Origin of the sequence: Mucilaginibacter sp. (assembly GCF_965225845.1) — a bacterium.
GTDB lineage: Bacteria > Bacteroidota > Bacteroidia > Sphingobacteriales > Sphingobacteriaceae > Mucilaginibacter.
This window is the reverse complement of record NZ_CBDDBL010000001.1, coordinates 766,355-780,338: the sequence shown is the minus strand read 5'-3', so window position 1 is coordinate 780,338 and position 13,984 is coordinate 766,355. Positions and strand designations below refer to the sequence as shown.

Below are 13,984 nucleotides of genomic sequence, written 5' to 3'. Positions count from 1 at the left end.
GTTAGAGGTTGATTTTGAGCAATTTTACTATGATAAGATATTCCCGGCACTCAATTGCCACGGTGGCTTTGTCACTTTTGGCTTGATCCAAAACTAACCAAAAGATCAAGACGAAAAAAAGCTTCAGCCCGCCCTGCCGGTTCTTAACGCTTTTTAGGTTACACCCCAAAAGCTAAACCGTCATTTCCGCCATACTCCCGGCCTGCTTTTTCGTCAGTCCATACGCGCTTTAGTCAGGTAGCGGTAAGCGATACCACTACGAATGTATATAACTCTTCAAATGCTCAATCGTTTCCAAATGCGAAAGGATGGTTTCAGTAACCAAATCATTAATAGAGACAATGCCCGATAGCTGGTCATCCACAAAAACCGGCAGGTAACGGATGTTGCTCTCGCTCATGATATGCATACAGGTTTCGATAGAACTTTCAGGCACTATACGTGGTAAACCCGTGCTCATGATCTCGCGCACGGGTGTTTCATGCGATGAACGGCCCTGCAATATCACCTTGCGGGCGTAGTCGCGTTCGGTCATCAGGCCCAGGTATTCGCCGTTTTCCGCTATTACAACCGAACCTATGTTTCTCTCGTCCATCAGCTTTAAAGCATCAAGCACTGTGGTACCCGCATCAATGGTGACAACGCTGCCGCCTTTACGCTTAAGTATATCTGAAACTTTTTTCATAATTATCAGGAAATCATTGGGTTTACACTCGGTTTTTTATAAATATACAAATCAATTTTTCAAAATAAAAAGCAATGAACGTATTAATTTTATTACCCCTGTACGTTAATATTAATAATACATTATATTAGCCACGTAAATCCTTTTAGTTATTATCAATACCAAATGAAAAAATTCCTTTTATGCGCCCTCGCTGTTGCCGGAATAAGCGCTTCGCTATCCGCACAAACCCTTAATAAGCTAACTCCGAAAGAAAAACAGGAAGGCTATAAACTGCTTTTCGACGGTAAAACTACCGATGGCTGGCATATATATTTAGGTCATGACGCAGGCGCATGGCATGCTAGTGATGGCGCTTTGGTTTTAGATACCGCGGGTAAGGAGCAAGGTGACCTGGTAACCGATAAGGAATACACCAATTTTGAATTAAAGATCGACTGGAAAATATCGCCGGGAGGAAACAGCGGTATCATCTTCAGTATACATGAGGATACCACCCTGCACTATACTTTTTTTACCGGCATGGAAATGCAGGTTTTGGATGATAAACTGGCTGAAGACAACAAACAACCCAATCACTTAGCCGGATCATTGTATGATATGATAGCGCCATCGCACCCGGCAAAACCGGCAGGCGAGTGGAATGCGGTGATCATCCGCAAGCTTAATGGCCACATTACTTTATGGATGAACAGACAGCAGGTAGTTGATGTGCAAATGGGCAGCCCTGAGTGGAACGCATATATCCAGAAAAGTAAATTCAGGAAATGGCCAAACTTTGCCAAATTTCAAACAGGACATATTTCCTTACAGGATCACGGCGCCGAGGTTGAATTTCGTAACATCCGCATAAAACAACTGTAATATTTATTATATTTAAACACCAATTTTTCAACGCCAAAATTATCCGATAGTTTATTTATGAGTGATCTGCAGATAAAAAAAACGTCAACCGTTTATGATGCGGTTATTGTGGGTTCGGGCGCGGGCGGCGGTATGGCTGCTTATGTGCTTGCACACGCCGGTTTAAAGGTTTTAATGCTCGAAGCCGGCCCGTATTTCGATCCGGCAAAAAACTCGTCGCAGCTTAAATGGCCCTGGGAATCACCACGCCGTGGTGCAAGTACCGATACCCGTAACTTCGGCGATTTTGATGCGGCCTTTGGCGGATGGCAACTGGATGGCGAACCTTACACTACCAAAAGTGGCACGGATTTCCAATGGTTCCGCTCGCGGATGCTGGGTGGGCGTACCAATCACTGGGGAAGGATTTCATTGCGTATGGGGCCGCATGATTTTCAACCTAAAGATGGCTTAACAAGCCCATGGCCGATCACTTATGATGATGTAAAACCATTTTACGATAAGGTTGACCGCATGATCGGTATATTCGGTACAGTTGAGGGATTGGAAAACGAGCCGGATGGCATCTACCTGCCCCCTCCTGCTCCGCGTTTGAATGAACTCTACATTAAAAAAGGCGCTAAAAAAGCCGGTGTAACAACTATAGCAAGTCGCGGTTCGATATTAACCGAGGCTTTACCAAATAATAAAGACCGCGGGGCCTGTTTTTTCTGCGGGCAATGCGGACGTAGCTGCAAGGTTTACGGCGATTTTTCATCTTCATCGTGTTTAGTTATACCGGCATTAAAAACCGGCAATTTAACGCTGATCTCCAATGCCATGGCGCGCGAGGTTTTAACAGACGACCAGGGTTTGGCTACCGGCGTATCCTACATCAGCAAGGATGACATGCAGGAATACCAGGTAAAAGGCAAAACCGTCATATTAGGTGCCAGCGCCTGCGAATCGGCGCGTTTGCTGCTTAACTCTAAATCATCGGCACATCCCGGCGGCCTGGCTAACAGCAGCGGCGTGGTTGGTAAGTATCTGCATGATTCTACCGGGTCAAGCGCGGGCGGTTGGTTGCCGCAATTGATAGACCGCAAGCGTTACAACGAGGATGGCGTTGGCGCTATCCATATTTACTCGCCATGGTGGCTGGATAATAAAAAACTGAATTTCCCGCGTGGTTACCACATTGAATACGGCGGCGGTTTACACATGCCGGGCTACGGATTTACCGATGGTATCCAGAATAAAAACGGCTTAGTACCGGATAGAAACGGCAAAATGAAAGATGCCGGTGGCTATGGCGCTGAGTTGAAGAATGATTACCGTCGTTTTTATGGCGCAAGCTTTGGCATGGCCGGCCGCGGTACTGCCATAGCGCGAGCCGATAATTATTGCGAGATAGACCCTGAAGTGGTTGATAAATACGGTATCCCTGTTTTGCGTTTCCACTATAAATGGGCCAATGAGGAGATCCAGCAGGCTAAGCACATGCAGGATACCTTCCAGGAAATTATGCACGAAATGGGCGCTATTGCCGGTCCGCCGCAAGGTGCTGATACCATGTACGGCCTTGCCGCGCCGGGTGTGATCATCCATGAAGTGGGTACCGTGCGTATGGGCGACGACCCGAAAACATCGGCCCTAAATAAATACAGCCAGGCGCATGATTGCGACAACTTGTTTGTGGTAGATGCCGCTCCGTTTGTACAGCAGGGTGATAAAAACGCTACCTGGACCATCCTGGCTTTATCCATGCGTACCGCAGAATATATTTTGGCACAACGTAAAAAACTGAACGTTTAACAGCTCATTTACCCGAACCATGAACAGACGTGAATCCCTAAAAACACTTGGTATAGGCGCAGTTGCAACCGGCCTGTTGCTTGATGCATCCTGCAAACCCGGCGTGCCAAAAACGGCAGACCAACCGGCTGCCAAAGAAGCCGCACCCGACCCGAGCCGCCTGCCTAACGAAATTGCCCGCGATAAAAAACTGAGCGGAGAAAAATTCTTTAATGAACATGAAATAGCAACCATTACGGTTTTGGCTGATATCATCATCCCGAAGGATGAAAAATCGGGCAGTGCATCGGATGCCAGGGTGCCGGAGTTTATTGAATTTATTGTGAATGATATGCCTGAGCACCAAACCCCGATGCGTGGCGGCCTGCGCTGGCTGGATTTGCAATGCTTAAACCGGTATAACACTACGTTCCGCGAGGCGACATCAGTACAGCAAATAGAAATGCTCAACCTGATCGCTTTCCCGCTAAAAGCCAAGCCCGAAATGGCCCAGGGCGTAGCCTTTTTTAACCGCATGCGCGATTTGACTGCAACCGGTTTCTTTACCTCCGAAATCGGCGTAAAGGATATCGGCTACATGGGTAACTCCCCAACCATTTGGAAAGGTGTACCTGCCGATGTGCTGAAAGCGCATGGGTTCGATACGATTTGGGGTTAGATGACAGTGTGTAGTGATTATATCGATCACATGAATATTTGATATTTGACAAATTAATTGTAGATTAGTTGACAGACCAATCACAGTTATGAAAAAAATAATTTTTATATTTTGCTGTACTATTTCCAATATAGCCTATTCGCAAAATGTAAAATCTAATATTGATCAACTTTCGCTTTCATCCTGTTACACAATTGCAACTAATGGAACAAAAGAACTTTGGAATGCAAGTGGCTTTTTCATAATTGTTAAAGACAAAGTCTATTTTATAACGAACAACCATGTCGTGGGCGACGATTTTGCGAAGACGGAATATATAAGAGACCATCATCATTCATTGCCAGTAGACTCCATTCCCGATAAATTAAAAATCAGGGTTTATTCTGGAAAAATCAATTCAACATTCAATGTTGAATTACCTTTAATAAATCGTAATAAAGTTTTATATATAAAGTTTTGGGAAGACAGCCCCAATAATCTAAAACCTATGGACGTCGTTGCTATACCGGTAGATGACGTAACCAAAATTCAGCTTAATAATACAATTGAATTTCAATCAAAAGATATAAATGAAGATTTGAAGTTAGCTCCATCTGGTGAATTATTTATCATAGGATTTCCATTTAATTATGGTCAATATAATGCCTATCCAATATTTAAAAGAGGAACTATAGCCACCGAACCAAATTTGGAAATTATTAATAACTATTCTTTTAATATTGATGCTACTACACGTAGTGGGATGTCAGGATCTCCCGTAGTCTTTGAAGGCAATTTATATAATACCAAAAGTGGCACAGCGTTATCTGCAGGTTCAGGAGCAATTTTTTTAGTTGGAATTTATAGTGCTCAAAATTATTATATGGAGATTGGTACGGTTTGGAAAATGGATATTATATTTAAAAAACTTGAGGAAATAAATTAGATTTAGTCCACTATTATGAAAAATCCTTTTTTAATTGATAGATCTTATTTAATTCGTCATAAAATTTTAGAGGTTCTTTATAATAATTGGGAAGCACATAATCATGAACAAGACAGGAGAGTTGGTTCGATTACTGTCGCAAACATTACAAAAATTTCAATATCAGATATTCATCAATACCAATATCTTTTAGTAGAAAAAGGCGAAATCATAATTGCTGATAATGACGGTCAATCTATGATGTCAATCCAGCAAGCAGGCATCAGCGCATATATTGATAATAGATATCTCAAGGAAGGTAGAAAAAGTCAATGGGATAATATTAATGATTGGGCTCGAATAATAATTCCTTTATTAGCTTTAATATTATCGCTTTTTAATTTATACACAAACACCAATTACAATTCCAGAATTAAAGATTTAGAAAAAAGAGTTCAACAATTTAAAAAATAGAAAAATGTATAAATTAGCTTATATTTCGGGTAACAGTTACGACTTAGCTGGTACTCTTAGAAATACGATCGAGGATATAAATCGCTCAGGCGGAAAAATTGAACAAATTGTTCAATCACAATCCACATCTACAAGTGGATTCACAATTGTAACGGTTACAATAATTTACACAACGTAATAAAATTTTTAGCCTGTGGTCGGTGTTTTCACCGCACCACTGCGTTTGCCAACGTTTACTAAATCACTATATTAGCTTAGCGCACCAGGGAATAAAATTTTTTACCGCAACCTGCCTTAACTGGCAACCGCTTTTACAGCCGGAAAAGCATAAGCAGATCATATTAGATAGCTTGAACTTCCTGGTTAATAACAAAAGGGTATGGCTTTACGGTTATTTCATAATGCCGAACCATATCCACATACTTTGGGCTAAGCAACCGGAGTGGCTTGATAAATGTACAGCAACATTTCAGCAAGTTTACAGCACAAAATTTAAAATGGAGTTTGCAAAATAACCCGGAGGACTTAGGAACTACAGGAGCACCCAAAGTGACCGGGAATACCAGTTTTGGGAACGACGGCCACATAAGGCAACCATGTATAACCGGACTGTATTGGAAGAGAAATTAGACTATATTCACAATAATCCTTTTAAAGCCGGGTTATGTGAATTACCCGAAGAGTATGCTTACATTATCTATTAAACAGCGAGGATGATTTGATTACGCATTATATGGGACACATGTAATCCGTTGGTGGTGCGGTGAAAACACCGACCACAGGCTGAAAATCGCCCAATCCGCAGCTTTTAGCAATGACCTTTATTTCCCCACAATTTTCTCCCGGTGAAAAATCCCCCAATCGGTCAGATTGCTGATGATGGTTTGCAGCGTATTGCCGTGTTCGGTCAGTTCATATTGAACGGTTATGGGCTGGGTATCTAAAACAGTTCGTTTTACCAACTGGTTTAGCTCTAATTCCTTTAATTCTTTGCTCAGCATCCGGTTAGAGATCCCTTCTATGTCATTCAGAATATCGGAAAACCGCCTTTTACCAAAACAGCAGATCGACGAAATAATGGAGATCTTCCATTTCCCGTTCAGCACATCCATTGAATCCTGAACGGCCCGCATCCTTTTCTTCTGTTCCTGCTGAAACTCTGTTATTACACACCTCTTTTGTTCCTGTTGAATCACTTCTTCCATTTTACACGCCTTTGTTACTTGGTTACACCGATGTTACTGTTATTTATCAGTACGAAGTTACTAATAATAACTTAGTTAATCTACCTTTGTCGCTCACATCTTAATTGAAAAAAAAATGAGCAGATTAGAAAATAAGGTAGCCGTAATTACGGGCGGCAATAGTGGTATAGGTTTTGGCATTGCCGAAGCATTTAAAAACGAAGGCGCTAAAGGCGCTATCGTAGGCAGAAACCAGCAGACTTTAGATAGCGCAGTGGCAAAGCTTGGCAATAATTTTATAGCCATAAATGCCGATGTAACTAACCTTGCCGATCTGGAGCGTGTGTTTAAACAAACAGCCGACAAATTTGGTAAAATAGATGTGGTGGTAGCCAATGCAGGTGCCGGAGCGGTAGGAACTGTAGCAACTTTTAGCGAAGCCGACTTTGACAAAGCGATTGATCTGAACCTGAAAAGTGTTTACTTCACTGTTCAAAAAGCATTGCCTTATATGAATGATGGCGGTTCTGTTATTTTGATCGGGTCGAATGCAGCGCATAGGGCCTATGCTAATTTCACGCTTTATGGCGCGGCAAAAGCGGCTGTAATTTATTTAGCCAAAGGATTTTCAAGCGACCTTTTAGATAGAAAGATCAGGGCAAATGTGATCACACCGGGCACAACAGATACACCTGCATTTGACAAATTCGTGCCTGCGGAACAAATGGAAGCGGTAAAAAAACACTTTGCAGACCAAATGCCGATAGGCAGGATCGGCCAACCAGCTGACATTGGTACAACGGCGGTATTCCTGGCTTCTGATGATTCTTCGTTTATGCTTGGTGCCGAATTGTTGGTTGATGGTGGTATGACTTATTTGTCTAAGTAAGGATTTGATCCGGTTCGAGTGATGATCGTAATCGCAAATTTCGATACGAAGTATCTTCAATCCCTGTTTCTTCAAGAGGCAGGGATTTTTTGTGATCAAATATGATGTTTGTTTTTTATTAGTTTATCGGGCAGCTTGAGTAAATTGCGGATGATTATATACGGTTGCAATGTCCAATTTTGAAGTATTTTTCGATTACATCCAGGAAATATCAGGCAAACTGCTTTCGGCTGATGATAAGCATTTGTTGATGGCGCACTTCAAGCCTAAAAAGCTTAGAAAACGGCAATATTTTTTGCAGGAAGGAGACGTATGCAAATATATTGGGTTTATAGTAAAAGGATCTGCCAGGACATTTACGGTTGACGAAAAAGGGCATGAAAACATCCTAAAATTAGCCTTGGAAAATTGGTGGTTGGCCGATTTTGAAAGCTTTTACTTGTTAACGCCAAGTCGTTTTAATATTGAAGCACTGGAAGACATGGAGGTGCTGCAATCAACCAATGCTCAAATTGAGGAGTTCCTTAAAAATATACCTGCTTTTGCCGCGATGTCAATCGTGATCAGCCAAAATTACACTATTGCAAACCAGAGAAGGATGCAGGCCGCCATAAGCTATACGGCTGAAGAACGTTACGAAAATTTGGTAAGCAATTATCCGCAATTTCTACAACGGTTCCCGCAAAACATGATCGCTTCTTACCTTGGTATATCACCTGAAACTTTGAGCAGGATAAGGAAAAACTCCTTTAAATAGATTTCTGATTGCCGTTTCGGCAAACCCTTCAATATAGCTTCCTGAATGTAAAAATTACTCAACAATGCAAAATATGCCTTTGTGATCTTTCAGCCTATGTGCTTCTTTTTTTTCAGCTATCTTAAGTTTATAATTTATAATAAGTTATCATACAGTCCCGATTTAAGTCACGATCATGAATTGACTTTTATCAAGCACACTTTATGATTTATGTCAATAATTAGTCCGTGCTGGGGCTGCATCTTTGGATATAATTCCGAACGGAAAACACATCCGCGGAATTTCAATAATTAATATAAAAAGATCATGAGTAAATTAACAAACAAGGTAGCGGTAGTTACCGGTGCTTCAAAAGGAATAGGTGCATCCATAGCAAAACACTTTGCAGCGGCAGGCGCTAAAGTAGTGGTGAATTATGCCTCGAGTAAAGAAGGTGCGGATAAAGTGGTAAAGGAGATAACCGATATGGGCGGCACAGCTATTGCAGTACAAGCCGATGTTTCCAATGCAGTTGATGTAGCCCGGTTGTTTGAAGAAACCAACAAGGCTTTCGGCGCACTGGATGTTTTGTTGAACAACGCGGTACACCAGGGATACTTACCTATTGAGCAGGTATCAGAGGAAGAATTTCATCAGCATTTCAACGTGAATGTTTTGGGCCCGGTGCTTACCATACAGGCAGCGTTGAAAGCTTTTGGCGACAAGGGCGGCAACATCATCAACATCAGTTCGGGGGCAAGCAAATACCCGCTTCCGGGGGCTTCGTTGTACTCTGCAACCAAAGCCGCATTAGACGCGCTGACGATTGCCTTATCGAAAGAGTTGGGTGCTAAAAACGTTCGGATCAATTCTATTTTACCGGGCGCTACGGACACCGAAGGCGCGGCAAGCGCGGGCGTAACTGCCGGCAGCGAATATGAGAAAATGTTTGTTGAGAAAACACCACTCGGCCGCAGGGGCCAACCTGCAGATATTGCAAAAGCTGCGGTTTTTCTTGCATCTGATGATGCAGCCTGGATAACGGGAGAGCAACTTTCCGTTTCAGGCGGTATGTATGGTTTTTAATTAAGCTATTTTTTACAGATCCCTGCTTCTAACCGGAAGCAGGGATTTTTTTGTGTCTTACCATACAATTTGGTGTTTCAACCAGTGAAACAACTATTTTATAAATAATTCAAAAACAATCATTTACAATAAAGGCATGTTTCAGCAGCGAAACAATTTCAAATTGATAACTTGTTGACAGGTAGTATTTTTTGTGTTCAGTCTTGTTTCGGCTAACAAGTTTTGTTCCGGTTATATCCGGTTGTATATCAGGCCGTTTCGGGATTATTCAGGCGCTGTTTCAATCCAAACATTATTGCATTGCCGATTAAACTACCGCTCCGCATACGCCTTCCTCGAGTCCAGTATCTCCGGCATGTTTTCAAAAGCCCAATTGGTTAGGTGCTCAAGAGCAGGCAATAAACTTTCGCCAAGCGGGGTAAGGGTATATTCCACACGAGGAGGTATCACCGGGTATATTTTTCGGGATAGCAGCCCATCGGCCTCTAAAGATTTTAAGGTTACCGTCAGCATTTTCTGTGATATGTTGCCGATCTTGTGGTTCAGTTCGTTAAAACGCAGTGTCCCGCAGTCGCCTAACAAGCCAATTACCAGGATGGACCACTTGTCGCCTATCCTATCCAGCACGTTTCTAACCGGGCAATCGCCTACCCCTGAATATTTTTTTAAATTTTCTTCTATCATAATTGCCTGTAAATCAATAATAGTCACTTTAAAGTAAGTGACTGATTTAAAAGTACCTTCTTGCAGAGCTCTTAGTAACTATTTACCTTTAGGTATCCAAAAGTAAGTAACTATTTTGGTTTTAAATTAAATAGTAGAAAAATAAATCATGAAAATTTTAGTAACAGGGTCCACAGGCCCATTAGGCGGTGCAGTAGTAAAAACATTATTAGCTAAAACCGAAGCGGCAAACATCAGTATATTGGCCCGCAGCGCAGAAAAAGCAGTAGACCTGAAAGCAAAAGGCGTTAAGGTAAACATCGGCGACTACAATAATTACGCATCATTAGTTGCGGCATTTACAGGTGTTGAAAAGATATATTTTGTATCCGGCAATGATATCCCTAACCGCATACCGCAACACGAAAATGTGATCAACGCGGCAAAAGAAGCCGGCGTAAAACACGTATTCTACACCAGCACACAACGCAAAAACGAAACCCCTTCATCACCAATATACCTGATCGAAGAAGCGCACCTGGATACTGAAAACAAACTTAAGGCATCCGGCTTAAAGTATACTTTTCTTCAACATACGCTTTATGCTGATATCATCCCGAATTTTGCAGGCGAGCATTTATTGGATATGGGTACGCTTGTTTTCCCTGCAGCAGATGGCAAAACCACATTCGCGCTGCGCGAAGATCTGGCTGAAGCAGGCGCCAATTTATTATTGGACGAAACCGGCAAATATGAAAACAAAGCTGTGGTACTAACCGGCGCAACCGGCGTAACCTGGGCTGAAGTAGCTGCCGCAATCAGCGAAATTATAGGCAAGCAGATAGGTTATGCATCGCCATCACAAGAGGAATATATTGCCGCATTGAACAAAGCCGGTGTACCCGAAATATTTGTGCATATGCTATCAGGCTTTGCAGAGGCTATTAAACAAGGCGAATTTGACCAGGTAGATAGCGAATTTGAGAATATCTTGGGTCGTAAACCTGCTCCGTTTACTGATTTGTTGAAGGTAGCATACGGTAAGAAATGATTATTCCCGAAGTGTTATTGATAGGAGAGAACCGGCGTGGTATCGCCAATCTGCAGAACCGATCTGTAGGTAGGGGATTGCCACGCTTCGCCAGCAATAACGTAATTATCTCAAAATAATTTAAAATCTTATCCTACCTCAATCGTCCAAACCTATAACAACCTTACGTTTTTATGAGTTTTAAACACAAAGCGATCCAGTTATTGGAAAAACAACTGACCAAACAAGCATTAATACTCGATATCCGCCCCTGGCATAACGATACTTTTTTTGAGGTAGACCTCCATGTGCCCGACGCTGATTTCAGCAAGACAAATACTGTGCAACACTTGAAATGCCGTGTAGCGCCATTAACATTTAATGATTATACCGTTTCGGGCTGGGATGTCGAAACCCGCACCTGTACGCTGATGATCCACGCCGCACACAATGGCGCGGGAGCCGAATGGGTAAAATCGCTCAGCAAATCCGATGAGATCAGTTACCTTAAAACAGAACAACACCGCTACCCGGCAATGGACCATGGTAAATGGCTTTTCCTGGGTGATCAGAGCGCGGTCGGCCATTTCCTGGCGTTGAAGCAACTGGCCAATCACAATCCCAACATTTCAGGCGCTATTATTATCCCTGATATTGAGCATTGCAAACAGCTCAGGTATTTTTATCCGGATTTCGGTTTAAAATCCATCCCGCTACATAACGGCTATACCGAAAGCATACTGGCTTTTTTGGACCAGCAACCGGTAATAATTTATGATGGGATCTGCATTGCAGGCAACACAACAATGGTTATTGAGGTACGCAATTATTTAAAACAGCGCGGCATCGCGTCAAACAAGATCAAGGCACAGGGATTCTGGGAGTAACGATTTATATTTTAAAATTTTAAAACTTATGTAAGGTTTGCTTGATTATAACTACTAATAATCAGATAAATGATTATTAGACTTTAAAAACCACAAATGGAAAAATTAGCATTACTGGCAAGGCTTGAAGCTAAACCGGGAAAAGAGCATGAAGTTGCAGAATTTTTAAAAAGTGCACTTCCGTTGGCAGAAAATGAAACCGGAACCATCAGGTGGTATGCTTTACAATTAAGCCCGTCAACTTTTGGAATTTTTGACACGTTTGAAGCTGAAGAAGGCCGCGATGCACATTTGACCGGCCCGATAGCCAAAGCCTTAATGGAAAATGCAGCTGAATTGTTAGCAACAGACCCCATTATTGAAAAGGTAGCTCTCTTAGCTGTTAAATAATCAATAAGCATTAGTGTGCTTGTGCAGGCATCTACATTAATGTTTATTATAACCTGGTTAATCGGACATCCAAAGTCTTATACTTGATACCAACTACTCAATACTAAAACTTATCTTTGCTTTAAGATGGCAAAAGGTAAATTACTGGTTATTGATGATGAGGAGCGCTTGCGCAAGCTGCTTGCCCGCATTTTACAGTTAGAGGGCTTCGAAGTAATTGAGGCTGCCACCGCCAAAGAGGGATTGCGCAAGCTGGAGCAGGAAGTTGTTGATGTGGTGATCAGCGATGTGAAGCTGCCCGACATCAATGGCATCGAATTAACCAAAACCATTAAATCCGCTTATCCTCCCATAGAAATTATTGTACTTACCGCCTACGGCACCATTAACGATGGCGTAACCGCCATTAAAAATGGCGCGTTCGACTACATCACCAAAGGCGATGATAATGAAAAGATAATCCCGTTGGTTAACAAGGCGATGGACAAAGCCATTTTGCAACGCCGTGTTGCCGACCTTGAAAATAAGTTAAGCTCGCGTTTTGGCTTTGACCGTATTGTAGGCACATCGCCTGCAATCACAACTGCTATTAATCTTGCCCGCCGAGTGGCTACTACTGACACGACTGTACTTATTTTAGGGGAAACAGGTACAGGCAAGGAAGTTTTCGCTGAGGCGATCCACCAGGCAAGTCCGCGGAATGCCAAGCCATTCGTAGCTATTAATTGCAGTGCTTTTAGTAAAGAATTACTGGAAAGCGAGTTATTCGGGCATAAGGCAGGCTCATTCACAGGGGCTGTTAAGGATAAAAAGGGATTATTTGAAGAAGCTAACGGCGGCACTATTTTTTTAGATGAAATAGGCGAGCTGGACCATGACCTGCAAGCCAAATTATTACGCGTGCTAGAATCGCAGCAATTCATCAAAATTGGCGATACCAAAACCACTAAAGTAAGCGTACGCATACTGGCTGCGACCAACCGCAACCTGCAGGAGGAAGTAAACAAGGACCAATTCCGTTCAGATCTTTTTTACAGGTTATCCGTATTCCAGATCACGCTGCCATCGTTGCGCGAACGAAGAAAAGATATCCCGATATTAGCCAAAATGTTCATTCAGCAATACGCATCCAAAGTAAACACACAAATAACCGGTGCCACACCCGGCTTTTATAGCAAACTGGAGGGCTACAACTGGCCCGGCAACGTGCGCGAGTTAAAAAACATCATTGAACGAGCCGTTATTATGTGCGATGGCACCGAACTTGATACCTCGGTATTACCTTACGAATTTGATGCCACACCCGCCGCGCCGGGTTCAGCTTCAACTTTTGAGCTTTCAGCTATCGAACAACAACATATTATGCGGGTACTTAAACATACCCAGGGCAACCGCGCTGAAACCGCACGTTTGCTGAATATCGGCATCGCTACACTTTACCGGAAGCTGAAGGAATACGGGTTGGAATAACGTTTTCGCTCTAAATCATTGCATTTTTCTCTACTGACAAAATACTGTCAGCACTAATCCAAATCACAATTTCGATATTTGTATGTGCCCGACATTACAATCACTCTAAAACCATCCCATTTTGATAATACCATATCAAAATGATATGGTTGCAGCTTAAGTGTAAGTTAAAAACTAAGTAAGCTTTATATTTAATTATCTGAATTTCAATAAAATAAAAATGATTGCCTTTAGTTGGCACTTTATTTATTGATGTAAGTATCAGGTTCG

At 42.3% G+C, this 13,984-nt stretch carries 15 protein-coding genes; 12 read left to right on the top strand and 3 right to left on the bottom strand.

Annotated features, from left to right (window positions below):
* Window positions 1-256: 256 nt before the first annotated feature.
* Window positions 257-685: a CBS domain-containing protein gene (locus ACYZ0U_RS03610; RefSeq protein ID WP_461449888.1), complete on the bottom strand. Its 429-nt coding sequence runs from the start codon at window positions 683-685 to the stop codon at window positions 257-259.
* A gap of 165 nt (window positions 686-850) precedes the next feature.
* Here ACYZ0U_RS03610 and ACYZ0U_RS03605 point away from each other — a divergent pair, with 165 nt between their 5' ends.
* The 5 genes from ACYZ0U_RS03605 to ACYZ0U_RS03585 all read left to right on the top strand — a co-directional run bounded on the left by ACYZ0U_RS03605 (window position 851) and on the right by ACYZ0U_RS03585 (window position 5,379).
* Window positions 851-1,549 carry a 3-keto-disaccharide hydrolase gene (locus tag ACYZ0U_RS03605; protein WP_461449886.1) on the top strand — a complete coding sequence of 233 codons (699 nt, stop codon included), beginning with the start codon at window positions 851-853 and terminating at the stop codon, window positions 1,547-1,549.
* A 57-nt stretch (window positions 1,550-1,606) separates the two neighbouring features.
* On the top strand, window positions 1,607-3,343 hold the full coding sequence (locus ACYZ0U_RS03600; RefSeq protein WP_461449884.1) for a GMC oxidoreductase: 1,737 nt from the start codon (window positions 1,607-1,609) through the stop codon (window positions 3,341-3,343).
* A 19-nt stretch (window positions 3,344-3,362) separates the two neighbouring features.
* Window positions 3,363-4,001, top strand: a complete 639-nt coding sequence (locus ACYZ0U_RS03595) for a gluconate 2-dehydrogenase subunit 3 family protein (protein WP_461449882.1) — start codon at window positions 3,363-3,365, stop codon at window positions 3,999-4,001.
* An 88-nt stretch (window positions 4,002-4,089) separates the two neighbouring features.
* Window positions 4,090-4,926, top strand: coding sequence for a trypsin-like peptidase domain-containing protein (locus ACYZ0U_RS03590; RefSeq protein ID WP_461449880.1), 837 nt, complete (start codon window positions 4,090-4,092; stop codon window positions 4,924-4,926).
* 15 nt (window positions 4,927-4,941) lie between these two features.
* The gene (locus tag ACYZ0U_RS03585) at window positions 4,942-5,379 is read left to right on the top strand and encodes a hypothetical protein (protein WP_461449878.1); all 438 of its coding nucleotides are present in this window, start codon (window positions 4,942-4,944) and stop codon (window positions 5,377-5,379) included.
* An 821-nt stretch (window positions 5,380-6,200) separates the two neighbouring features.
* Here ACYZ0U_RS03585 and ACYZ0U_RS03580 read toward each other — a convergent pair.
* Window positions 6,201-6,584, bottom strand: a complete 384-nt coding sequence (locus ACYZ0U_RS03580) for a winged helix-turn-helix transcriptional regulator (RefSeq protein WP_461449876.1) — start codon at window positions 6,582-6,584, stop codon at window positions 6,201-6,203.
* A gap of 115 nt (window positions 6,585-6,699) precedes the next feature.
* On the opposite strand from ACYZ0U_RS03580, the gene ACYZ0U_RS03575 reads away from it, so the two are divergent.
* The 3 genes from ACYZ0U_RS03575 to ACYZ0U_RS03565 all read left to right on the top strand — a co-directional run bounded on the left by ACYZ0U_RS03575 (window position 6,700) and on the right by ACYZ0U_RS03565 (window position 9,274).
* Window positions 6,700-7,452 (top strand): SDR family NAD(P)-dependent oxidoreductase, encoded by a 753-nt coding sequence (locus tag ACYZ0U_RS03575; RefSeq protein WP_461449874.1) that lies wholly within the window; start codon window positions 6,700-6,702, stop codon window positions 7,450-7,452.
* Window positions 7,453-7,621: 169 nt separating this feature from the next.
* The gene (locus ACYZ0U_RS03570; protein WP_461449872.1) at window positions 7,622-8,209 is read left to right on the top strand and encodes a Crp/Fnr family transcriptional regulator; all 588 of its coding nucleotides are present in this window, start codon (window positions 7,622-7,624) and stop codon (window positions 8,207-8,209) included.
* A gap of 306 nt (window positions 8,210-8,515) precedes the next feature.
* A complete protein-coding gene (locus ACYZ0U_RS03565) occupies window positions 8,516-9,274 on the top strand; it encodes an SDR family NAD(P)-dependent oxidoreductase (RefSeq protein ID WP_461449870.1) in 759 nt (252 codons plus the stop codon).
* Window positions 9,275-9,586: 312 nt separating this feature from the next.
* Here ACYZ0U_RS03565 and ACYZ0U_RS03560 read toward each other — a convergent pair whose 3' ends face one another.
* Complete coding sequence (locus ACYZ0U_RS03560) at window positions 9,587-9,958, bottom strand: winged helix-turn-helix transcriptional regulator (RefSeq protein WP_461449868.1); 372 nt, start codon at window positions 9,956-9,958, stop codon at window positions 9,587-9,589.
* Between the two features lie 148 nt (window positions 9,959-10,106).
* Between ACYZ0U_RS03560 and ACYZ0U_RS03555 the strand changes: the two genes are divergently transcribed.
* From ACYZ0U_RS03555 to ACYZ0U_RS03540, 4 genes are all read left to right on the top strand, one after another.
* The gene (locus tag ACYZ0U_RS03555) at window positions 10,107-10,988 is read left to right on the top strand and encodes an SDR family oxidoreductase (RefSeq protein WP_461449866.1); all 882 of its coding nucleotides are present in this window, start codon (window positions 10,107-10,109) and stop codon (window positions 10,986-10,988) included.
* 173 nt (window positions 10,989-11,161) lie between these two features.
* A complete protein-coding gene (locus ACYZ0U_RS03550) occupies window positions 11,162-11,854 on the top strand; it encodes a hypothetical protein (RefSeq protein ID WP_461449864.1) in 693 nt (230 codons plus the stop codon).
* 96 nt (window positions 11,855-11,950) lie between these two features.
* A complete protein-coding gene (locus ACYZ0U_RS03545; RefSeq protein WP_461449862.1) occupies window positions 11,951-12,244 on the top strand; it encodes a putative quinol monooxygenase in 294 nt (97 codons plus the stop codon).
* Between the two features lie 126 nt (window positions 12,245-12,370).
* Window positions 12,371-13,714, top strand: coding sequence for a sigma-54-dependent transcriptional regulator (locus tag ACYZ0U_RS03540; RefSeq protein ID WP_461449860.1), 1,344 nt, complete (start codon window positions 12,371-12,373; stop codon window positions 13,712-13,714).
* The last annotated feature ends 270 nt before the right edge of the window (window positions 13,715-13,984 follow it).